At 28.6% G+C, this 21548-nt stretch carries 25 protein-coding genes and 1 other annotated feature; of the genes, 5 read left to right on the top strand and 20 right to left on the bottom strand.

What is annotated here, in order from left to right:
* The first annotated feature begins 515 nt into the window (after positions 1-515).
* A complete protein-coding gene (locus tag HLB29_RS07110) occupies positions 516-809 on the top strand; it encodes a hypothetical protein (protein WP_185624472.1) in 294 nt (97 codons plus the stop codon).
* Between the two features lie 549 nt (positions 810-1358).
* Here HLB29_RS07110 and HLB29_RS07105 read toward each other — a convergent pair.
* Positions 1359-1853, bottom strand: coding sequence for a DUF2628 domain-containing protein (locus tag HLB29_RS07105; protein ID WP_185624471.1), 495 nt, complete (start codon positions 1851-1853; stop codon positions 1359-1361).
* A gap of 544 nt (positions 1854-2397) precedes the next feature.
* On the opposite strand from HLB29_RS07105, the gene HLB29_RS07100 reads away from it, so the two are divergent.
* On the top strand, positions 2398-3312 hold the full coding sequence (locus tag HLB29_RS07100) for a ParM/StbA family protein (RefSeq protein ID WP_185624470.1): 915 nt from the start codon (positions 2398-2400) through the stop codon (positions 3310-3312).
* Positions 3302-3595, top strand: coding sequence for a hypothetical protein (locus HLB29_RS07095; protein WP_185624469.1), 294 nt, complete (start codon positions 3302-3304; stop codon positions 3593-3595). The genes HLB29_RS07100 and HLB29_RS07095 overlap by 11 nt, the downstream gene beginning before the upstream one ends.
* Positions 3596-3744: 149 nt before the next feature.
* Here HLB29_RS07095 and HLB29_RS07090 read toward each other — a convergent pair whose 3' ends face one another.
* The 4 genes from HLB29_RS07090 to HLB29_RS07075 all read right to left on the bottom strand — a co-directional run bounded on the left by HLB29_RS07090 (position 3745) and on the right by HLB29_RS07075 (position 8402).
* Complete coding sequence (locus tag HLB29_RS07090) at positions 3745-5514, bottom strand: DHHW family protein (RefSeq protein ID WP_330604440.1); 1770 nt, start codon at positions 5512-5514, stop codon at positions 3745-3747.
* Positions 5515-5529: 15 nt separating this feature from the next.
* The gene (locus tag HLB29_RS07085; RefSeq protein WP_243155109.1) at positions 5530-6744 is read right to left on the bottom strand and encodes an MBOAT family O-acyltransferase; all 1215 of its coding nucleotides are present in this window, start codon (positions 6742-6744) and stop codon (positions 5530-5532) included.
* 207 nt (positions 6745-6951) lie between these two features.
* On the bottom strand, positions 6952-7641 hold the full coding sequence (locus tag HLB29_RS07080; RefSeq protein ID WP_243155108.1) for a DUF4358 domain-containing protein: 690 nt from the start codon (positions 7639-7641) through the stop codon (positions 6952-6954).
* An 11-nt stretch (positions 7642-7652) separates the two neighbouring features.
* A complete protein-coding gene (locus HLB29_RS07075) occupies positions 7653-8402 on the bottom strand; it encodes a GDSL-type esterase/lipase family protein (protein WP_185624467.1) in 750 nt (249 codons plus the stop codon).
* 303 nt (positions 8403-8705) lie between these two features.
* Here HLB29_RS07075 and HLB29_RS07070 point away from each other — a divergent pair, with 303 nt between their 5' ends.
* Positions 8706-8930, top strand: a complete 225-nt coding sequence (locus HLB29_RS07070; protein ID WP_185624466.1) for a hypothetical protein — start codon at positions 8706-8708, stop codon at positions 8928-8930.
* Positions 8931-8935: 5 nt separating this feature from the next.
* Here HLB29_RS07070 and HLB29_RS07065 read toward each other — a convergent pair whose 3' ends face one another.
* From HLB29_RS07065 to HLB29_RS07005, 13 genes are all read right to left on the bottom strand, one after another.
* Complete coding sequence (locus HLB29_RS07065) at positions 8936-9985, bottom strand: lactonase family protein (protein WP_185624465.1); 1050 nt, start codon at positions 9983-9985, stop codon at positions 8936-8938.
* 263 nt (positions 9986-10248) lie between these two features.
* Positions 10249-10791, bottom strand: a complete 543-nt coding sequence (locus HLB29_RS07060) for an NfeD family protein (protein WP_185624464.1) — start codon at positions 10789-10791, stop codon at positions 10249-10251.
* A gap of 277 nt (positions 10792-11068) precedes the next feature.
* Entirely contained in the window at positions 11069-11437 is a 369-nt protein-coding gene (gene rplL / locus HLB29_RS07055) for a 50S ribosomal protein L7/L12 (protein ID WP_185624463.1), read from the bottom strand.
* Positions 11438-11521: 84 nt separating this feature from the next.
* Positions 11522-12040, bottom strand: a complete 519-nt coding sequence (gene rplJ, locus HLB29_RS07050; protein WP_185624462.1) for a 50S ribosomal protein L10 — start codon at positions 12038-12040, stop codon at positions 11522-11524.
* Between the two features lie 43 nt (positions 12041-12083).
* Positions 12084-12209, bottom strand: a sequence feature (ribosomal protein L10 leader region).
* Positions 12210-12276: 67 nt separating this feature from the next.
* A complete protein-coding gene (rplA, locus tag HLB29_RS07045; RefSeq protein WP_185624461.1) occupies positions 12277-12975 on the bottom strand; it encodes a 50S ribosomal protein L1 in 699 nt (232 codons plus the stop codon).
* Between the two features lie 123 nt (positions 12976-13098).
* Positions 13099-13524, bottom strand: a complete 426-nt coding sequence (rplK, locus tag HLB29_RS07040; protein ID WP_185624460.1) for a 50S ribosomal protein L11 — start codon at positions 13522-13524, stop codon at positions 13099-13101.
* Positions 13525-13538: 14 nt separating this feature from the next.
* A complete protein-coding gene (gene nusG, locus HLB29_RS07035; RefSeq protein WP_185624459.1) occupies positions 13539-14081 on the bottom strand; it encodes a transcription termination/antitermination protein NusG in 543 nt (180 codons plus the stop codon).
* A gap of 60 nt (positions 14082-14141) precedes the next feature.
* Complete coding sequence (gene secE, locus HLB29_RS07030; RefSeq protein ID WP_185624458.1) at positions 14142-14351, bottom strand: preprotein translocase subunit SecE; 210 nt, start codon at positions 14349-14351, stop codon at positions 14142-14144.
* A gap of 24 nt (positions 14352-14375) precedes the next feature.
* Positions 14376-14525 (bottom strand): 50S ribosomal protein L33, encoded by a 150-nt coding sequence (rpmG, locus tag HLB29_RS07025; RefSeq protein ID WP_185624478.1) that lies wholly within the window; start codon positions 14523-14525, stop codon positions 14376-14378.
* 227 nt (positions 14526-14752) lie between these two features.
* On the bottom strand, positions 14753-15160 hold the full coding sequence (locus HLB29_RS07020; RefSeq protein WP_185624457.1) for a hypothetical protein: 408 nt from the start codon (positions 15158-15160) through the stop codon (positions 14753-14755).
* An 87-nt stretch (positions 15161-15247) separates the two neighbouring features.
* The gene (locus tag HLB29_RS07015; RefSeq protein ID WP_185624456.1) at positions 15248-15976 is read right to left on the bottom strand and encodes a DNA alkylation repair protein; all 729 of its coding nucleotides are present in this window, start codon (positions 15974-15976) and stop codon (positions 15248-15250) included.
* Positions 15969-16730 carry a 4-hydroxy-tetrahydrodipicolinate reductase gene (gene dapB / locus HLB29_RS07010; RefSeq protein WP_185624455.1) on the bottom strand — a complete coding sequence of 254 codons (762 nt, stop codon included), beginning with the start codon at positions 16728-16730 and terminating at the stop codon, positions 15969-15971. The genes HLB29_RS07015 and dapB overlap by 8 nt, the downstream gene beginning before the upstream one ends.
* Positions 16731-16752: 22 nt before the next feature.
* A complete protein-coding gene (locus tag HLB29_RS07005; RefSeq protein ID WP_185624454.1) occupies positions 16753-17619 on the bottom strand; it encodes a hypothetical protein in 867 nt (288 codons plus the stop codon).
* Between the two features lie 140 nt (positions 17620-17759).
* Here HLB29_RS07005 and HLB29_RS07000 point away from each other — a divergent pair, with 140 nt between their 5' ends.
* The gene (locus HLB29_RS07000; RefSeq protein ID WP_185624453.1) at positions 17760-19031 is read left to right on the top strand and encodes a homoserine dehydrogenase; all 1272 of its coding nucleotides are present in this window, start codon (positions 17760-17762) and stop codon (positions 19029-19031) included.
* A 71-nt stretch (positions 19032-19102) separates the two neighbouring features.
* On the opposite strand, the gene HLB29_RS06995 is transcribed toward HLB29_RS07000, so the two are convergent.
* On the bottom strand, positions 19103-20944 hold the full coding sequence (locus tag HLB29_RS06995; protein ID WP_185624452.1) for a glycerophosphoryl diester phosphodiesterase membrane domain-containing protein: 1842 nt from the start codon (positions 20942-20944) through the stop codon (positions 19103-19105).
* A gap of 197 nt (positions 20945-21141) precedes the next feature.
* Entirely contained in the window at positions 21142-21543 is a 402-nt protein-coding gene (locus tag HLB29_RS06990; RefSeq protein ID WP_330604437.1) for a hypothetical protein, read from the bottom strand.
* Between the last annotated feature and the right edge of the window lie 5 nt (positions 21544-21548).

Raw genomic sequence — 21548 nt, 5'->3', positions numbered from 1 at the left:
TAAAATTAAGAAAACAAATTCGCTAAAAAATGTGAACTTCCTCCACTTCAAAGAAATACTAAGTGAAGAATACTCAATTGAAATATCATACTCTTCACTTGGTTCACAGTATTGATAATTGGAAGAAAATATGGTGATATGAAGATTACAACCAATCATTAAAATTTTTAAACGACCTGTTCTTTTGTGATAAAAAATTTATTTATTGATGAGAAAAATCTATATGATTATCTAAACTATTTATAGGTCAAGGTCAGCTTTGCTATGCATTTATCCTTGACAATAATATTTTGATAACTTAAATTTTGCTACTCATCAAAAGTGATATTTTCACAAGTTATTGACAGTTTTTTATTTTACAATTTGCATTTACATCTGAATCACATATGATATTTGAAATATCCTTAATATATATTGACAATCAATATATATTATAATATAATTACTTTATTTTTTTTATATGCAGGAAACGGTTATGAAAAAAAAATTATTTATAGGATTACTAGGATAGTAATATGAACAGATATTATAAGTTAACAGAAGAAATATTGGATAATTTAGTTGATAATTTAATTAACGATAATTCCATTACAACTATAGAAAGAAATATACTTCTGGAATATAAGTCGAAAAAAAATGATAGTTTTATGAAAAGAATCTCTGATTTTAAAACTAATGTTTCAAAATTTCAACTCGAATACGGTTTTGATGCTTTGAGTAATGATATGCTTAGTCTATATACAGAAATTTGTAGGCAATATCCAACAACTGGTCCGTCTTCTATATTCAATATATTGATAAAAAAATAATATTTAAACAAAAATACAATAGGGAGAATTGATTTATTTTAATTTTTTCTCCCTATTAATTTTATAAAAATATTTGTACATATTAAAATACATTCTATTTTTATCAAATACTCTCTTTATTAAATATTATGTTTTTGTCAGCTTTTATCTTAACTTAGTTTGCTGTTGAATAATATTTTTATCATTCCAATACATATTTTTAATTATCTTCTTTATAATTTTATCCATGGAATAATTATTATACTCACCAATAGGAACAAATGAATGGGAGTAGAATTACTCTCTATTATCATGTATCATTTTCATATCATCTATTTCTTTAGTTTTTTGAGATTAAAAATTCTGAACCTTTACCACTAGAAAAATATTCAGAGACAATTTTTTTCTTAAGTTCAAAAGAATATTTTGTCATAAAAAAACCCCTTAATCGTTAGATTTTTAGGTCTAACTTTTGGGGTCAGTTCACATTTCTTACGGATGCTGCCACATAATTTTATTTATTTAAATTATCATCAACGTTATTTGACATAGAACCTTAATAATTACTTTCTATAAAAACATTGATTTTAAAATTTCAAGATTACCTGTTAAGTGTAATTCAAACAACTGAACAGCTAATGATACTATAATCATTATAAATATAGCTGTGACGTTTGTTCCACCTGCTTTTTTGATGAAAACTTCTCTTTCATCACTATCATTTATTTCATAACTTTTTTCGATTTTAGATTTTGCATGTAAATAGTAAACATAGTTTGCTATTATTGGGAAACCAAACCCTATTACAAAATTAAAATATCCTATAAATGCAATCTTCATGGCTAATAGACTTATTATCATAGTTATAACCAAATATGCTATGGACTGCAGATACATTTTTCTATATGCCATCCATAAAGTTGGAACAAATAAAGCTGGCCAATTCCACCCTGCTTTTGCATCCTGATCGATAAACATCTCGAATCTTGTAGTATAATACTCAGCTTTTTTCTGTCCTACAAATAGTTCAAAATCTTCCATCATATTATTGTAATTTTCGTTCATAAAGCACCTCCTTAGTTAGTTCATAAATTCTTATCATTTACATAAAACATTTTTAATTTTTTTACTACCTGCCCTTTCTTTGTTTGTTTTTTATTACAACAAACTTTATTTAATTGTATCAACATTTACTTTTTTTATCAAGTTTTATAAAGTTCGCATATATTTTATTTTTTTATTCCGACTTAATTTTTTCTTGATTTATAATTACTATTTAATCACTATATAGTTACACTTTAACATTATACATGATATATAATCACTGTTTTTTATCTTTTTAGACCCTTTATAGTTATTATTTAATCACTATTTAATTACTATATTTCTAATTTTTATAAAAATAGTAGCTATTTAGACACTTATATGTTATAATATTAATTGTAGATTAATCACCATTATTTAAATCAGTAATAAAAATATATATAAAAATAACAAAAATATATCCGAAGTTAAAAACTGAAATTACAAGGAATTATGATTAATTAAAATTTATTTACTTTTTATGGCAAATAAACGATTTTTTATTACAAAAAAGAGGGAGGAAATTATGGATACACAAATAATAGGTTTAGACATCGGTAGAGGTTATGTAAAGGCATACTCACTTTATAACGAAAAGGAATATGAATGTCTGTTTAAAAGCGTTTACGGAGATGGAAGAAACATTTCTTTAGAGGATTACAAAGAAAACCCTATATACATCGAAATAGAAGGCACTGAATACTTTGTTGGTGCCCTTTCAGAAAAAGAAAGTATGAAATGTATTAGAAATGCAGGAGATAGCAAGACTTCTCCGGTAGCCAAAATTCTTATAACAGCAGCCTTAAGTGAAATTGCCGTATCGGATAATGTAAGTCTTATGATAGGCGTTCCGTATAAGATATTCAAGAAAAGTACGTTAAAAGAAATTCAAAAAGAATATAGAGATACCACAATTACGGTAAAAAATAAAATAAATAATAGTGTTAAAACAATAAAGATTGAAAGTGTAAATATTTTTAGAGAAGCCGATGCAGCTTTGATATACGCAATGAATAGTCGAATAAATGAAGATAAACCGGTAGGAATGGTTAATATCGGTTTTAGAACGACTGAATTAAGTTACTTTGATAAAGGTTTTAAATTCAACGATAAACTTAGCACTACAATAGAATCGGGTAATCAAAATGCTCTTAAAATAGTACAAAAGAAATTAGTAGATATTGGTATTACAAAGAGTCTTCCTGAAATAGATTCTGCAGATGACTATCCGGAGTTAAAGGACTTAGCATATAAATTGACATCTGATGATACCAACGAAATCATAGAGGAAACTTGGAATAATTTAGATGAAATGGACATTTATGTATCAGGGGGGACTTCTCTTAACCTTGATCTAGACGAAAAATATTCAATGGTAGAAAATAGCCAAATGGCAACAGCTAGAGGACTATACGAGGTTGGTGTAAAACTTGAAAAATAATAGAATAAGATTAACATCATATATAAGCCCGGATTTAGATGAATTAATCGAGGATTATATGGCGGAAAATAATATTTCTACAAAAAGTCAAGCAATCGAAAGAATGCTAATTGAATTTAAGTATATGAGAAATGAGATTAATTTCTTGCGAAATGTAGTTGGAGGTAATTCGATTGCAAGTACCCCTTATTCTAACGCTCTAGGAGGCTCTAGAAAAAGCAAACAAGAGCGCGATAAGGTAAAAGATAGTATTGATGATATATTTTCTAATATGCCCGATTAGAACGTCAAATATCTATATAAAAACTGAATATTTTTAACATACACTTACTTATTAATAAATAATAGTGTTAATACACGATTAAAAGCTCACTGATTTTTCGTTTTCAGTGAGCTTTATATTATTATGATATATAATTCTTTAAATAAACTCTACTCATTCAGACTCAAGATTGATGAATCCAAATTAAATGTATTAACATTATACATCAAAAGAACATCAGTGACATCGTTATTGTGTATAATATCTTTCATACTACCGGTAAAATACCTTAAATCCACTATGTTTATTTCAGAAAAATTATCCACTAAAAATGGTAACATAGCATTTGCATAAGAATCTTTTACAAGCAACAACCTTCTATCAGTATCGATATTAGTTCTTATCTTAATTTGAGTGTGATTTCCCCCAGTAAATACTTCATAAGGATCTCTTCCATCCAATTTGTCGACATCATATAAACTTGGTACCTTTAACTTTGTATCATAATATTTTACGATTACAGGTTTATTTGCTTGAGTTAAATATAAATGTAGTGAATCAGGCTTGCCAATTTGGGCGCCATTTTTATAATATAAACTACCACGGAAACTATCCGATGCCAAACTCTTATCAAAAGATTTAATATTTACAGGCTCTAAATTTTGTTTTTTACAAAATTCAACATATGCTAAATATGCCCCATCAGTTGTCCAATGATGATCTGTTTTAAAATACAGCTCATCGGAGTTTTTATTTCTTTCAAAGGTATCTACCAAATCTATAAATTTAATTTTTGGATCAAGTTTTTCTCTAATACTATTCAAATAATCAACCTGTGAATCAACTGGAATATTTTTAGGTAGTAAATGTTTATATATTTCTACTTTATTAGGAGCAACCATTACAGATACCTTCAATTTAGGATTACTGCGCGCAAAAATATTAATGCTATCAATCTTCATATTAGTCACATTATCATCCGCTTTTTTAAATCCTTCCATTAAATAATCATTTTTTGCAATATATACTCCGTTAATTTCCTTTTTACCTAGCAATAGATCAAACTTAGATTTCAACTTTATAAATTTTGACCTTCCAATAAATTGATCAGACATATACTTTGAATAATCTGAAGCAAACTTACCATCCGAAATCTTAGAGGTAGATATTTTAGGTCTCTGTTGTAAATCTCTATTTTCAGCAACTGAAGTTTGTGCATTTGGCTTAATAATATTTAATACCATTACAAAAATTACAAACGCTATAAAGACTAAAGAAAAGTTTCTATGAAATCTGTAATCAAATTCCGACTTTTTTTCTTTAGAAATATACTTTGTTTTGTCGCCTCCAGTAATAAGAAAGCCAAAAAATACGAAAATTCCATAAAGTATCAATTGTAAAATATTTGGTTTCTTTTTATTTTTATCTCTTGATACTTTTTTTCTTACTGACCCTCTCTTATTCGAATTAACTTTTCGATTGATATCTTTTCTGTTTTTCTTAACATTACTTTTCGTTTTCCCCTTAACTTCCACATTCTTAGAATTTTTATTCATTCTAACAGTAGAAGAATTAGCAGTCATTCTTTTCTTTGAATCATTTATTTTTGAAGAACTACTTTTAGTTTTTCTAGTTGAACTCGGAGAAGATATTTCAATATTTTTAGGAGTTCTGGAACCTGACTTTTTTTTGACACCACTATTGGTTTTTCCACCGGATTTTAATTTATCCTTAGATACTTTATTTCTTTTACTAGAAACTGATTTCTTTGAATTAGAATCCTGACTTTTGGTAGCATTAGATGGTCTTTTTTTCTGTATTTTTTTGGAGTTAAGGTTCTTGTTACTAGTTCCTTTTAATTTTTTATCATCTTCTATACCAAGAAATTCTTTTAGGCTTTCAGGCATTTCTGGTTCATAATAATTATTATTTTTTCCCACTTACTTCACCTCCACCTAAAATTTAAAATACAAGAAAGGACTGTAGCTTTCCCCTAGAAGAGATGCTACTGATAGTATAACAATAAAAATATAGAATATTGAAATACAAAAATACCCTTTTTTTCCAAATCTATACTTTATTTTGTCCATCATTCCAAAAACATATGGTGTTGAACCGATTATAGCTGGTAAAAACAATCTCCAAGAAATCTTAATTAAATATAATGATGTCCCATCCACAACACCATTTGCTCCAATTATAAACATATTCCCATAGAACTTCAAAATCTGTGATATACCATTCATGTCAAACATTACCCAACCTATCACAACTATAAATAAACAATATAATACCTGCACTTTTTTATTTGCTTTTGATAGTATTTTTCCAAATTTAACTTTTTCAAAATATATGATAAATCCAAAATACAGTCCCCAAATAACAAAGTTCCAATTGGCACCATGCCACAATCCGGTTGTCATCCAGACTATAAAAATATTTCTAAAATTTTCGAGTTTAGAACACTTACTGCCTCCTAGAGGAAAATATATATATCTTTTAAACCAATTACCAAGAGATATATGCCATCTTCTCCAAAACTCAGTTGCACTTTTTGATATATATGGATAATTAAAGTTTTCTGCCCATTTAAATCCCAGCATATAGCCAGTTCCTATTGCCATATCAGAATATCCGCTGAAATCAAAATAAATCTGTAATGTAAATGCAATAATCCCTATCCAAGCAGTTAAAACAGACATTTTCAAATCAGGAATATCTTTAACTTGAGCCCAAATTAGTGCCATATTATTTGCTATTAATACTTTTTTTCCTAATCCTATTACAAATTTTTCTACACCTTTACCAAATTTATCAATTGTAACATTTCTATTCAATAACTCATGCTGCATATCGGCATACTGAACAATAGGTCCTGCTCCAATTTGTGGAAAAATTGTAATATATAAAGCAAAATCTGATATATTCCTTTGTGGTTCACATCTTTTTGTATACACATCTACTATATACGATATAATTTTAAAAGTATAAAATGAAATTCCAAATGGTAAGGCAAGATCTATTATTTTTAAATTCATTCTAGTAATAAAGTTCACATTGTCAATAAGGAATCCATAATATTTAAAAAATCCCAGTATTGCAACATTTATCACTATTAGGCAAACCATATAAAATTTTGCTTCTTCCCTTCGATTCCTAATGAGATTCATCCTTTTGACCCCAAACCAGGTAACTATAATTGATAGTAATATCAAAAAAAGATATCTAGGATCACCCCAGCTATAGAAAAATAAACTGAGGATTAATAATACTTTATTCTTAAACTTTTTCGGTGCAAATGTATGAATAATTATCGCTATCGGAAAGAATAAGAATAAAAAAATTAAACTTGTAAAACTCAAATTTCTCACCTTCCCTTACTTATAGCTATTCTTTATAGCATTATTAATTACATTCACATCTTTATATGAAATAAAATAAATATAATCGCCTTTTTTACTAAGTTCACTCTTACTTAATATTTCATATTGAGCAGGAGCATAGTTTTTGAAACTATTAGACTGAGAATCTACTCTATTTTGTATTCTATTCATTATAGAATCAGCGTACTCAGGTTTACATTTAAGTACTAATATTTCGTTTGCATCCATGTTACTTTTTGGAGCATAAAGTATATACCTTTCAACCTCTATCTTACTTATACCATATAGTTTTCTAAGTGTTAAATCATCACCTTTTTCAACAGTAGCAAAATCTATTTTTTTCGAAATCACATTATCTAACTTAATAAAATCAATATCTTTGACTTTTACAAACTGATAAGCTATTATAAAAACAAATAAAACCGTCAACCACAGAATAAGATATTTTTTCTTGTAAATAGAGCTCATTTTCATAGGTTTTCTTATCATTTTATTAGACACTTTTTTACCTTTTCTTGTCGATTCAATATCTTCACTTTTTATAACTCTCAGCCTTGCAGTCTGTTCGAAATTAACTTTTTGCTCATTTTGCTGATTAGTCTTTTTATTATCGTCCATTTTTTCAACAATATTTTCTGCTTTTTTAGGTGAATCTGAAGTGTTTTTCTCAAAATCCTTGTCCATGATGCACCTCCCTATATATTTTCACTCAAAAAGTACAGCCAATTTTTATAAAATTCATATTTAAAGTGTATTCCATCTTGCTCATAAATTGCCTTTGATGACACAAGACCGTCTGAAGATAAAAAATTCGCTCCCGTTTTATATGCAACCTCTTTGGTCTTCTGAGTAAATAGTCTAATATTTTCATTATTCACTCTAGAATCTTTACTTACAGTCTTTGCTTCATTGACAGGCAATGGTGCCTGTATGTATACTTCAATACCAGGATGGATTTTTTTTATGTCTTGAACCAGTTTTACATATTCTTCTTTATATTTCTCTGGTGAGTATGCATTAATATCGTTTGCCCCATATAATATGACTACCTGTCTAGGTCTAAGATTTTTTATTTCTTTTAAGTGTTTGCTGGCTTGATTAACATGCTCTCCTTTTTGTGCTAATACACTAGATGCATCAAGTATATTGGCTTCTCTAAGATATTCAACTATTGAATCTCCAAGAAAAACCACATCCTCAAATCTACTCTTTGCTTTATTCATATCAAATTTGGTAATGGATGTATCTTTATTAACTTTATTGATTTCTATCTCTACTTCGTCCAAATTTTGTGAAGCCTGTTTTTTTAAAAAACTTCTAGTCCATGATATATTTTCTTTGTTTGTCTTTAAATTATCACTAGCCAAAGTATAATAATCAGACAAAAACACACCCAAAACTAAAGTAGCAGCTAATATAACTATCTTACTCTTTTTTCCACTCATATTCATCTTCCTATCCTTCATACAATATATAATAAAAATGATTTCTTCATAACTTCATAAATAGATACAAAAAGCTCATTGTATTTGTTATTATATCACGATAGAATTTAAAATTAAATAAAATAGCTAAAAATAGTCATAATAAAAGATTTTTTATATTGTATTTTATTTATAAAAAGTGTAACCTATTGATAGATATTTATTTTTTGAATGCAGCCTTGATTTGCACAGCAAAATTAAATTTTTCTAATTCACTGCATCAATAAATCACGACATTGAATTGAAATGGAGGTAATCAAACAAATGTTTAATACTAATATAAATGTTTTACAAATTTTCGCATCGACTTTTTTTGTATTTGCTATATTAGTAATATTTCCTTTTTTTGTAATGTCAAAAATGAATAATAAAGAAAATAAAAATAAAAAAATAGCAAATATACTACTAAAAATAGTCTTACCGGAAATAATTCTATTTATAATAGGTGTATTTGCTATATTTTGGATTGTAAAAATAAATTTATTTTAAATACATTATATATAACTTTTTACATATACAATTTCAGAATTTAAAAAAATTTTATCATCGAACTGTTTCATCCTTCCAGTCATTTTATCTCTTTTAAAGATCGTAACTTTTTTATCATCTTGATGTCCTACTACAATGAATTTTTCATCATTTATAAACCCAAAATCTCTAGGAGTTCTTCCTCCCGTTTTTGAGATTTCTACTAGTTCTAAATTTCCATTTTCAAAAATTCTAAATATAGCAATACTATCATGTCCTCTATTACTAGCATATAAAAATTTACCATCACCGGATGCCTTTATTGCAGACGCAAAATTTGTGCTTTTATAAGCCTCAGGAAGAGTTTTGACTCTGTCCATATAACTAAATACCCCTTCCTTATTATCATACCTTAAAACGTCAATATGAGAGTCTAGCTCCCCTAACAAATACGCAAATTTTCCATCATTTCTAAATACTATGTGTCTTGGTCCCATACCATTTGATGTTTTATAAACACTTTTCAATTCATATTCTCCAAATCCATCAATGTTATATGTATATACGGAATCTGCACCTAAATCCACGACAATGACATATTTTCCATCATTGTCTAATACTGCCATGTGGCATCTGGACGAATCCTGATTAGGACTTATCAATCCACTTCCTTTAAACTCAATCGTATTAAGAAGCTCCAATACCTGCTTTTGTTCATTAGTTTTGTGAACTTTTATAATGTCTAGTTTTCCAAGATGATAATTGCTTGAATATAAAAGTTCTCTTTTATAGTCATAATAAAGGTGGCATGGAGCCTTACCTAACCCTCCCAAAGTATCCATAAGTTTATATTCATTCTCAATCTTTTTGTACACTGCAACTCCACCGCCATCTCTAGATGTCACTGCAAATATCAATTCATTTATCTTATCAAAATCCAAGTACGATGGATTTTCCTCATTTATACATTCTGTCTCAAGTATTTCTATTGAATTTTCATATACATCTAAATCAAGTATATTTATACCTTTATTTTCAGCTTTAGTATACCCGCTCATAAATAACTTTTCTTTCATTTAACTCACACTCCCCTCTAACTTATATCATAAATATACACAAAAAATATATACTAATGGTATTATACCCTTCTTAATATTTAAAGATACACTTTTCTTTCACTTTCAATCTTAATTCTTAATGTATATTTTTTCATTAAAAAAGCAGCATCTTATAACCTTATTATAATAATGCCGCTTTAAAAATATCTATATTCCATTTAAAAAATGAATCCACTTAAATATTTTCAAATATGTAACTTTGTATGGCTTCTAATAGTAGTTTATTCAACATATAGATAATTAGATCTGATATCAGTTATAACAACTTCACTATCTACCGCAATATCCTTATCGGTATACACGACAACATTTTCATCATCAATTAAAGCATGACCTTTATTGTTCTTTATATCTATCAGAATTCCAGATTTCCCTACATATTTATCATACTTATTCTTATATGAGTTTTTACCTAGTACTCTAGATATATACAGTAAAAGCGCTAATATAATATAATTTAACACCCCTGTTTTAATATCTTTAGTCATGAGTATAGCTATAGTAAGCATTCCAATAAAACTATTATTCACACCTAGTGTTTGAGTCTTTCCTGTCACAAACGGGTCATTATCTCTAGCCTCAAGATAACTTATATACAGTATTCCTACAGCAATAACATATAATATATAAATAATATGTCCATTAAAAAAAGTAGTAAAGTAATTATAATTTGAAATTAGATAACCAAAAACTATCATAGGTATTATACCTGATAAAATAATGACTAAATCCCTTTTTAATTCTTTTTTAATATCTCTTTTCATCTCTAACACCTCATAAATTCATTCTTTGAATAAAACACATGTTACAAAATATATATTGCTTGATAAATCAATATTGAAACCATGATTTAACTTAATATTAACACAACTTTTTTTTATTGTCAATATTTTAAATTATTATATTCCATATTTTCTATAATTACCAAATATTTTTTTTGATAAATATGCAAAAAATAAAAAAGAGCCGCCCGATCCAATCGATACAGACAACCCCTTTGATAGCTTTTGAATTATAAATCTTTACAAATTTATTCTGATATTATTTAAGTTCTACTGATGCACCAGCAGCTTCTAATTTTTCTTTAATCTGTTCTGCTTCTTCCTTAGATGCACCTTCCTTGATAGTCTTAGGAGCGTTATCTACCATCTCCTTAGCTTCTTTTAATCCTAAACCAGTTATAGCTCTAACTTCTTTGATTACTCCAACCTTTGAAGAACCGGCTGAAGTTAATACAACGTCAAACTCACTCTTTTCTTCTGCAGCAGCGCCACCTGCAGCAGCACCACCTGCAACCATTACTGGAGCAGATGCAGATACACCGAATTTTTCTTCTGCAGCCTTAACTAATTCATTTAATTCTAAAACTTTCATATTTTCTATAGCTTCTAAAATCTGTTCTATTGTCATTTTATTGCACCTCCGTGTTTATATTTCATAAATTTTAATTAAATTACCTTTTTGTATACACAAAACCTATAAGACTTTGTTAAACTAAGCTTCTGTAGCTTCTTCTTGCTTCTTCGCAATAGCATCCAATAAGTAAACAAAGTTTGACATTGGAGCCTTTAAGCTGCCAAGAAGTTTTGCAATAAGTTCTTCTCTTGATGGAATTTCAGCAAGAGCAACTATTTTCTGTTCATCATAGAATTCACCTTCTACAACACCCATCTTAAGTGTTATTTTGTTAGGATTCTTATCCATGAATGCTTTAAGTATTCTAGCTGGAGCAACTGGATCTTCATATCCGAAAGCAATAGCATTTGGTCCAACCAATAATTCATCATTGAAGTTAGCATAAACATCACCTTCAATAGCACTAGCTGCTCTTCTTACAAGTGTATTTTTATATACCTTGTACTCAACGCCAGCTTCTCTCATCTTACTTCTTAAATCTGTTACTTGTTCAACTGTTAAGCCCTTGTAATCAACAACTATAACAGAAGAAGCTTTTTCAAGCTTTTCAGCTATTTCTGAAACAACAGCTGATTTCATTTCTATAGCATTACTCATCCCTTAGTGCACCTCCTTCACATAATAAAGTTTAGCACTTACCGTAAAAATATATTAACCCTTGCAATCATCATAGGCTGCAAGGGTACAAGTATCACGTATATCGCAACCTCGGTGGGAAATTAAGCAAAAACGCACCCACTGTCTACGGCAAATCTATTCTTTTTTAACATTGACAATATTATCATATTTGCCAACCTGTGTCAACAGTTATTTTAAAAGGTTAACCCTTTAAATTATTCAGCTACTCTTACAGGATTTACTTTTACACCAGGTCCCATTGAAGCGGCAACTGTAACGCTCTTCAAATACTGTCCCTTTGCAGCTGATGGCTTAGCCTTTATTATTGCTTCCATTAGTACTTTAAAGTTATCAAATAACTTTTCCTTACCAAATGAAGCCTTACCAACTGGAACGTGAATAATATTAGTCTTATCTAATCTATATTCAACCTTACCTGCCTTGATTTCATCTATAGCCTTAGCTATATCAAAAGTAACTGTACCAGATTTAGGGTTTGGCATTAATCCTTTAGGACCTAATACTCTACCTAATCTACCAACTACACCCATCATATCTGGAGTAGCAACCACTATATCAAAATCAAACCAGTTTTCTCCTTGAATTTTCTGTACTAATTCTTCAGCTCCTACAAAATCTGCTCCTGCAGCTTCTGCTTCTTTAGCTTTTTCACCCTTGGCGAAAACTAAAACTCTCTTAGTTTTACCTGTACCATGAGGCAAAACTACTGCTCCTCTGACTTGCTGATCAGCATGTCTAGAGTCAACGCCCAACTTAATATGAGCTTCTATTGTTTCATCAAACTTAGCACTTGCAGTTTCAACTGTTAATGCAAGAGCTTCTGAAGCATCATAATAAACACTTCTATCTACCTTTGCACTAGCCTGTGCATATCTCTTACCTTTTTTTGCCATTTTAAATTCCTCCTTGTGGTAAATACGGTATAAACCTCCCACTAATCAAGACATCTTGTCCTTTATAGCGAATAAATCTAAATATTATTTCATCTTAAATATTATCTAGTATTAATCTAGTAATTAATCAACTACTTCAACACCCATACTTCTTGCTGTACCTGCTATCATTTTCATAGCAGCTTCAACTGATGCAGCATTTAAATCATTCATTTTTAATTCAGCTATTTCTCTAACCTGAGCAGAAGTTATCTTACCAACTTTCTTTTTATTAGGTTCACCTGAACCTGACTGTAAGTTGATTGCTTTTTTAATTAAAATCGCTGCTGGTGGAGTCTTAGTTATAAAACTGAAAGATCTATCCTGATAAACACTGATTACTACTGGTATTAACATTCCAGCCTGGTCTGCAGTCTTAGCATTAAATTCTTTTGTGAACGCCATAATATTAACACCATGTTGTCCCAATGCCGGTCCAACTGGTGGAGCTGGAGTTGCCTTTCCTGCAGGTATCTGTAATTTAATCTGTCCTATAATTTTCTTAGCCATTTTATTGCACCTCCTTATACTTTTTCTATATTTTCAAGCCCCAATGTTACTAGAGCCTTTCTACCAAATGCATTAACATAGACTTTTACTTCTTTTTTCTCGATATTAACGTCTTCAACTTCTCCAACGTTATCGACAAATGCACCACTTATTACTTTAACTGTATCCCCTGGATTTAAGTCAATCTCACCACTAACAATCTTTGATGTCGGCAGTTCAATCCCCATCGCCTTTACTTCATCAAGAGTAAGAGCTACAGGTTTTGATCCAGGTCCAACAAATCCGGTTACACCCTTAGTATTTCTAACAATATACCAAGATTCATCAGTCATTTCCATTTTTATTATTACATAACTTGGAAATACTTTTCTCTGACTTATTTTCTCCTTACCTGTTTTTGTTGTTGTTACCACATCTTCAGTAGGAACTATTACCTGTTCAATAATATCTTCCATACCTCTGTTTTTTACAGTATTTTCAATTGTAGTCTTCACCTTATTTTCATGACCCGAATAAGTGTGTACTACATACCATTTTAAATCTCTTTCTTCTGACATCAAAATCTTCCTTTCAATGTGGCAAAAGTTTTATCTCTTGATCAATAGGTGGCAAAAGTTTTATCTCTTGATCAATAGACCAAGCAACTGTGATAAACCAGTATCCACAAGCCAAACAAATAATGTAGCCACTATTACTACAGCTAATACAACAGCCGTTTTACTTGCCAGTTCGCCTTTAGTAGGCCATGTAACTCGTTTAAGTTCACGTCCTGTTCCCTTTACGAAACCAACTTTTTCTTCTGATACTCTAACATTTTCCTTAGCCAATAATATCACTTCCTTTTGCCCTAACTACTTAGTTTCCTTATGAGTAGTATGTTTTTTACAGAATTTACAATACTTCTTTAGTTCAATTCTATCAGGATTGTTCTTTTTGTTCTTTGTAGTATTGTAGTTTCTCTGCTTACACTCTGTACATGCTAAAGTTACTTTTACTCTCATCATTACACCTCCAAAAAATATTAATATATGATGATATAGCTTCCTGAAATAATCAAGTAACTATTACCTTCCGTTATGAAAATTTTGTATATAATTCTTATTTTTAATAAAAGAAATAAAACATAATTTGCTTTTTTTCAACTCAAAGTAACGACTATAAATAAAGCCGTCCTAAATAAATTACCATATTTCAAGGTTTAAGTCAATATTTTTATGTATATTAATTATTATTTTTTATCTCCACTATAGAGAATTCCAAATATAAAATTCAGATTAATTAATTTGAGCAAACTTTCAAGTAATCTATTATTTAAAATACTTCCAGATAAGTTTCCATTCTGAAATGCATACAATATCATTACAACTGCATATAAAGCCGTAATTACAAGTGACACGTTTCTTATAGATATATTTACTTTTATATCTATGTTAAGAAGTCGCATTAATGCTATTCCTAATAAAAATAAATCAACAACCTTTAATGCCAACAATATAAAATACTGTGTAAACATAAAGTTATGAGTTAAATTTTTTATTTCCTCGATTTTCGGAAATGCATAAAAATCAATTAAACAATATATAGCTACTAGTATTATTGTTATTATTAGTATATTTTTTTTACTGGTTCTAAACATCTTTTTCCCCTCTCATATAGCTATTTATAAGTCAAAATATAAAAAATTCTGCAACCTTTTTATAAAATTTTATATAATTTAAATACTCTATTTTATTTTAAGCGATTTTAAGTATTGTTTTCTCTCATCGCTTATCCTGCGACTTTCAACCGCTTTTTGTATGGTTTTATTATGTACAAATTTATCTAGGACTTTTGATTCAATTAAGTTTATCGTGATTTCATATTGTTTTATGAGAGCAAAACTAAAATACCATGCAATAGCCATATTCACATAATATTCTTCACTTTTTATACCGGCTATAATGTTCAGCATATCCGGATTAAATTCATCATCCAAATAGTTTTCCATAAGAAGAACAATACCATACCTGACTGTATACGTCCTATCACTTTTAATCCACTCCATTATCTTCTCTAACACAATATCTGGATATTTTTTAAATATTTTGGGCGAAAAAGTATCACAAGTTGCCCAATTATCTATATAAGGTAAAATAATATCCGCCTTTTCAATAAGGATACTAATATCCTTAAAATCACATAAAATAAAACAATGCAGGTTATTTTCTTCGTAATACCTATGTGGCAAATCTTCAAGAAAAAGTTCAATATCTTTGTGCTTTGAAAATTTTTTAGCTATTTTTCTAAGTACCGGTGTTCTTACACCAATTATATTTTCCTTATCTAAATTTGGTACTAACTTAGAATGAAAATCCCTATATTTTAAATCTCGATTTAAATACAGCTCTTCTCTTATTTCTTCAATAATGTTTTTAGCTGAGAGATTACCTAATTCAGCGATTGGCTTAGTCATTATTCAGCACCTCTTTCATATCATAAAGACCATTTTCTTTTTCTTTAAGATAATACAATGCTTTTAATGCGCCACTCGCAAAAGATTTATCTGACTCGGCATGGTGACTTATAGTTATGACTTCATTATTCCCCGCAAAAATAACATCATGATCACTTATTATAGTTCCTCCTCTTACCGAATGGAATCCCACTTCATCCGTCTTTCTTTTAGAATCTATACCCGTTCTTCCAAAATTAGCATAAAGGTTTTTATTAGCTTCTTTCATACTATTAAAAATCATTTTTGATGTACCGCTTGGAGCATCCTCTTTTCTATTGTGATGTTTTTCAATTATTTCAATGTCGAAACCATTAAGCAATTTACACGCCTCTTTTACTAGATCCAATAATACATTTATTCCAAAACCTGTATTGTGCGAAAGTAAAATTGGAATAACCCTTGATGCGTCTTCAATTAGTTCTTCATCATCTCTAGTTAATCCAGTAGTTCCAATTACTAAAGGAATATTTTTATCAAGAGCAAATTTGACACTGGATTCTATGTTGCTCCTATTTGAAAAATCTATTATTCCGTCACATTCCTCTTTTACATTATAAATACTTTTGTACACTTTTATCTCGCCAAAATCGTCCCCCTTTTCAGAAGCCGATCTGGAAACACCGAATGCTACACTCGCCTTTTCATCTTCCTTAATAACTTCCAAATTTGCCTTTCCCAGTTTTCCATAAAATCCTACTATACCTATCTTCATAGTTATCCTCCATTATTCCCAATTATAAGCTAAGATATTGATAAAAATCATATCCTTCTTTTTTAAATTCGTAATTCAAAATAGTGTAATTTTTAGGAACTATTTTTATCAAATATAAATTTATCACTAGATTATTCAAATTTTCCTTACTAATTCCTTTTGTAGACATTATTTTATAATATTCTTCTGAATACATATCTATAACACTTGCAATTCCATCACACTGTACTCCCAACACTTTATTCATTGTCGTAAATTCATCATTTATCGAAAAAGACACCTTATCATTTATGTATATATTTGCAAACTTTAAACCTCCCTCTGTGATTACATAGTAATTTCCATCTATATACATGTACTCAATAGGAGTTGTTCTTGTAATATCATTAGTGGATGATGATAATGACATTACTTTGTGATTTATAGATATGTCTTCTATGATTTCTTTTAATTTATCTCTATCAAATTGTTTATAAGTGGTAAATAAACTGTCCCTTAATTCCAAACCTGATAACACTGCATCATTGGCAACATCCCTATTTATGAAAACATAATCATCAGCTATCAAAACACTTTCCTTTAGCATTTTTACAACTTGCTCTATTTTTGATATTTGATTAGACTCAAAAAGTATTCCCAACTTAAATGTTTTATCAAAACAGTTGACCTTTAAATTTATTAATAACTCAGAAAAAATGTTTCTATCTCCATTTGCTCTTATAAAGTCATTTAATATATTTTCCATAGACACAATCAGTACTATATTGTCATATTTCTTTATATCAAAAGTATCTCCTATTTCTTTGATTTTAGTATGAGATATTATTGTAGCAATTATGTTTGCTGATTTTTCGTTCCTATCCTCTGTCAATATCAAAGTTTTTTTCACTATACTACACCTCCTATTATAATAAGTTTACCAAAGTTATAAGATACATACAAGAATATACATCCTATTTTAAATGCTTTAGTTGACAACGATTTATCTACTTACTATAATAAAATAAATATGGTTCGAGGAGGTAAAATATGGAATTTATTAATATCGGATTATTTGGTCTAGGAACAGTTGGCTCCGGAATAGTAGAAATACTTTCTAAAAATGGCGAAATAATCTCTAGAGAAATTGGCAAAAAAATAAAACTAAAAAAAATCTGCGTTAAGGATATCAACAAAAAAAGAAATTTAAAATTAGATAAATCTATACTAACGTCAAATCCAGACGATATTATAAATGACAAAGAAATAGATATTGTTGTAGAAGTAATAGGCGGAATAGATGATGCAAAAAAAATAATAGAGAAATCCATTAATAATGGTAAACATATAATTTCTGCTAATAAAGATTTATTCGCTTTATATGGAGATGAAATAACTTCACTTGCAAAAACTAATGGCGTACATCTATTATTTGAGGCAGCTGTTGCAGGTGGAATTCCAATTTTAAAAGCATTGCAGAACGACTTATATGGAAATAATATTATGAAGATAAGTGGGATAGTAAACGGATCCACGAACTATATACTTACAAGAATGGATATTGAGAACTTAAATCTTCAGGATGTAGTTGAAGAAGCTAAAAAATTAGGTTTTCTGGAAGCTGATCCAAGTGCTGACCTGGAAGGACTTGATGCTGCTAGAAAATGTGCTATATTAGCCACAATAGGATTTAATAACTTGGTAACAACTAATGATGTGTATACTTGTGGAATAACAGATATTAGCCTTGAAGATATAAAAATAGCAAGAAATATGGGATATAAAATAAAACTTCTCGCAACTGCTGAAAATAGAAAAAATGGAATTGTAGTAATGGTTCATCCAACGCTATTAAAAAATAACCATGCACTTGCCTCTGTTGATTATGAATTGAATTCTGTATATCTAGAGGGAGATATGGTTGGAGAAACTATGTTTTATGGTAAAGGTGCCGGTTCTCTTCCTACAGGCTCAGCAGTAATAGGTGATTTAGTTTTAATATCAAAAAAAATTACAGAAAAGATTAGTCCCGATTATTCTTATAAAATATACAATAATAAACCTATCCTAGATATTGACCAATTATCCTTTTCATACTTTTTCAGATTGAATATTAAAGAAAATATACCGGAAGAGAATAAAATTAGAGATATTCTCGGCGATTTGGGCATAAAAATAGACATGATAAATAAAATAAATCAAAATCAATATGGCATAATTACAAAAGAAACGCCGGAAATAGATTTTAAAAATTTCAAAAATAGCATAAATAATAAACTTTCTCTTAGCTCTAAGATAAAAGAAATAAGAGTATTAGTATAAAATAAAAGGAGTTATACACAGATTACTTATACTAAATTTATAAAAGCATCTTTGTGTATCAACTCCTTTTTTTATTCAAGTATATTAAATTCAGTTATAAAATTAGATAGTATTATATCTTCAACAGATAATTTTGAATTTCTCTCAATTTCTTTTTTTACTTTGTTTGGATAATCAGTTATTACTCCGTCTATATTCTTTTTAGTAAATTTTTCAATTGAATCATCTGAATTAACTGTCCAAACTATTACATACTTACCAAGTGAATGTATTTTATCTATGTTACTATCAGTTGCCTCTCTTTCTTCCATTATAAGATAATCCGCTCTCACATTCTTTATATTTCCCAACGCTAAAAAGTAAATTATACCAGTTTTGAAACTGCCATTCTTTTCCTCAATATAATTTATATTATTAATGTCCAACGATGTCAAAATTACCTGCTCTCTCATGCCTTTTTGATCTATTATATTCATAATATCATCTATCATTTTTTTATCAACATCTTCTTTAAGTTCAATATTCACTTTAATTTTTCCTTTTGCAGTATCCAATATTGATTCTATTGTAGGAACTTTTTCCCCTGAATATTCTTTTCCAATTTTAGAACCTATATCTAGTTTTTCTATTTGATCAAAAGTGAGTTCTGTAACCAGCTTATCTATATAATAAGGCTTATTGGCAGATACCCTCCTAAAAGTTTTATCATGATTTAACACATATATTCTATCCTTTGTTCTCTGTACATCTATTTCGACAAAATCCAACTTTTCATCTATAGATTTCTGAGCAGACGATATACTATTTTCAGGCGTACCTCTTCCAAAACCTCTATGCCCCATTACCAGTATTTGATTATTATACCCTAATAATTCCTTGGTAAATACTGCCATAGGTAAAGAAATTATGACCATAGTTATTATAGTAACAGCAGTTAATGTTCTTTTTTTAATAAAAATTCTATCCAAAAGAGAAGGTTTTAACTTTAATTTTATATCTGGATACCTTTTTTCCTCTCCTAAATATAAAGCATAAAAAACCTTTGTGATATGTTGACATTCAAATGGTATTATAAGCATGGAAACCAGCAATAACCCTATATTCTGTAATTGCAATAAAAATATCATCAAAAACCTTCCAAATATACTTTCAAAATTTATTTTATTTGAAAGAAAGGCTATTAAACTAAACCATATAAAAAGCAGTATAAAAGACAATATAACACTTATAATTAATACGGATATTATCTCAATAAATAGCTTTTTCTTATTAGTATTCACAAGTTCTGAGCTGGCCTTTATAGCCTTTGTCGCATCTAAATCATCCACAATCATATAGTGAAATGTAAAAATTAATCTAATACTAAATATTAATAAAACAGTTATTCCTGCTAAATATATTCCTTTATAAACCATATTATCGTTTATAACACTCATAATAAAATTCGGTATATCCATACTTTTTAAAAAACTCAGTCTTATTCCTATACCGGTAAGTGGAACAATCAAAATGACATAAGCAAGAACTATTAAACCTCCTACAGAAAACATTCTCGGTAATAATTTAAAACTTTGCTTTAAAATTCCCAAATAACTTGACTCTCCATATCCACCTTCAATCTTGCAACTTATAATAATATATCCGCCTATTTCTATTATTATTTCTGCCACTATAATAAATAACATCAAAGCAAGATAGCTAATTCCTGATTGAGAAAACAAAAATTTCAATACCTCTCCATTTGTCAAAGTTTTAGTATTTCTATTCACTAAATAATGGCTTAAAAAACTATATATCGGAAGTATAAACAATACTAATATTCCTTTTGTTATCAATTGATATTTTATGAATTGAGATAAATTTTTAAAAAATTTTAGCAGCAGAATAAAATATCCTCTTATTACATTAAACATTCTTAAAAACCACCTTTTCAACTTTACTTATTCACTAATATTTTTTCATTTTAAGACAATTAAACCTTCTATACTAACACAAACATCTCTACTACACTATATATTACATTCAAAACCTAAATTTTTGGTTTACCCTAAATATTTTAATCATATAAAAAAGCGTGTCAAGCTATTTTATGACACACTTTTTTATATTTCTATATTTTCTTTATATAATTACAATTGACTTCTATATGATTTAAAAACAACAATAGCCTTTCAAACAAAGGGTTTGCTTTATCTTCGTATTTATCATATAGTATCTCTCCAATATTTTCAATGGTGTTTACTCCATTTATTTGTAAAAATACATAGCTGGAGTATTCATCAAATTCAAGTTTCTTATATCTGGGTATTTTGAAACCGATTTTTCTAAAAAAAATCTGAATTTTATGATTTTGAGGTTCTAGTATAGTTACTATACCCGACTCACTTACTCTATACTCTATATCTTCATTTATTTTGTAAACTATATTAAAGACATCCTTATTATCAACAATTTTATCATTCAAATTATCGACAATAGTTTTCTTTGAAAATTTTCCCATTTTATTATTCATCTTCT

This window comes from Peptostreptococcus canis (assembly GCF_014229965.1).
GTDB lineage: Bacteria > Bacillota > Clostridia > Peptostreptococcales > Peptostreptococcaceae > Peptostreptococcus > Peptostreptococcus canis.
The sequence above is the reverse complement of the archived record's forward strand: the minus strand, read 5'-3'. Positions and strand labels throughout refer to the sequence as shown.

Excerpts from the sequence above, each read along its gene's own strand:
- HLB29_RS07110 (WP_185624472.1), top strand. The coding sequence starts at position 516 with ATGAACAGATATTATAAGTTAACAGAAGAAATATTGGATAATTTAGTT.
- HLB29_RS07105 (WP_185624471.1), bottom strand. The coding sequence starts at position 1,853 with ATGAACGAAAATTACAATAATATGATGGAAGATTTTGAACTATTTGTA.
- HLB29_RS07100 (WP_185624470.1), top strand. The coding sequence starts at position 2,398 with ATGGATACACAAATAATAGGTTTAGACATCGGTAGAGGTTATGTAAAG.
- HLB29_RS07085 (WP_243155109.1), bottom strand. The coding sequence starts at position 6,744 with ATGAATCTCATTAGGAATCGAAGGGAAGAAGCAAAATTTTATATGGTT.
- HLB29_RS07080 (WP_243155108.1), bottom strand. The coding sequence starts at position 7,641 with ATGGACAAGGATTTTGAGAAAAACACTTCAGATTCACCTAAAAAAGCA.
- HLB29_RS07075 (WP_185624467.1), bottom strand. The coding sequence starts at position 8,402 with ATGAGTGGAAAAAAGAGTAAGATAGTTATATTAGCTGCTACTTTAGTT.
- HLB29_RS07070 (WP_185624466.1), top strand. The coding sequence starts at position 8,706 with ATGTTTAATACTAATATAAATGTTTTACAAATTTTCGCATCGACTTTT.
- HLB29_RS07065 (WP_185624465.1), bottom strand. The coding sequence starts at position 9,985 with ATGAAAGAAAAGTTATTTATGAGCGGGTATACTAAAGCTGAAAATAAA.
- HLB29_RS07060 (WP_185624464.1), bottom strand. The coding sequence starts at position 10,791 with ATGAAAAGAGATATTAAAAAAGAATTAAAAAGGGATTTAGTCATTATT.
- rplL (WP_185624463.1), bottom strand. The coding sequence starts at position 11,437 with ATGACAATAGAACAGATTTTAGAAGCTATAGAAAATATGAAAGTTTTA.
- rplJ (WP_185624462.1), bottom strand. The coding sequence starts at position 12,040 with ATGAGTAATGCTATAGAAATGAAATCAGCTGTTGTTTCAGAAATAGCT.
- rplA (WP_185624461.1), bottom strand. The coding sequence starts at position 12,975 with ATGGCAAAAAAAGGTAAGAGATATGCACAGGCTAGTGCAAAGGTAGAT.
- rplK (WP_185624460.1), bottom strand. The coding sequence starts at position 13,524 with ATGGCTAAGAAAATTATAGGACAGATTAAATTACAGATACCTGCAGGA.
- nusG (WP_185624459.1), bottom strand. The coding sequence starts at position 14,081 with ATGTCAGAAGAAAGAGATTTAAAATGGTATGTAGTACACACTTATTCG.
- rpmG (WP_185624478.1), bottom strand. The coding sequence starts at position 14,525 with ATGAGAGTAAAAGTAACTTTAGCATGTACAGAGTGTAAGCAGAGAAAC.
- HLB29_RS07020 (WP_185624457.1), bottom strand. The coding sequence starts at position 15,160 with ATGTTTAGAACCAGTAAAAAAAATATACTAATAATAACAATAATACTA.
- HLB29_RS07015 (WP_185624456.1), bottom strand. The coding sequence starts at position 15,976 with ATGACTAAGCCAATCGCTGAATTAGGTAATCTCTCAGCTAAAAACATT.
- dapB (WP_185624455.1), bottom strand. The coding sequence starts at position 16,730 with ATGAAGATAGGTATAGTAGGATTTTATGGAAAACTGGGAAAGGCAAAT.
- HLB29_RS07000 (WP_185624453.1), top strand. The coding sequence starts at position 17,760 with ATGGAATTTATTAATATCGGATTATTTGGTCTAGGAACAGTTGGCTCC.
- HLB29_RS06995 (WP_185624452.1), bottom strand. The coding sequence starts at position 20,944 with ATGTTTAATGTAATAAGAGGATATTTTATTCTGCTGCTAAAATTTTTT.
- HLB29_RS06990 (WP_330604437.1), bottom strand. The coding sequence starts at position 21,543 with ATGAATAATAAAATGGGAAAATTTTCAAAGAAAACTATTGTCGATAAT.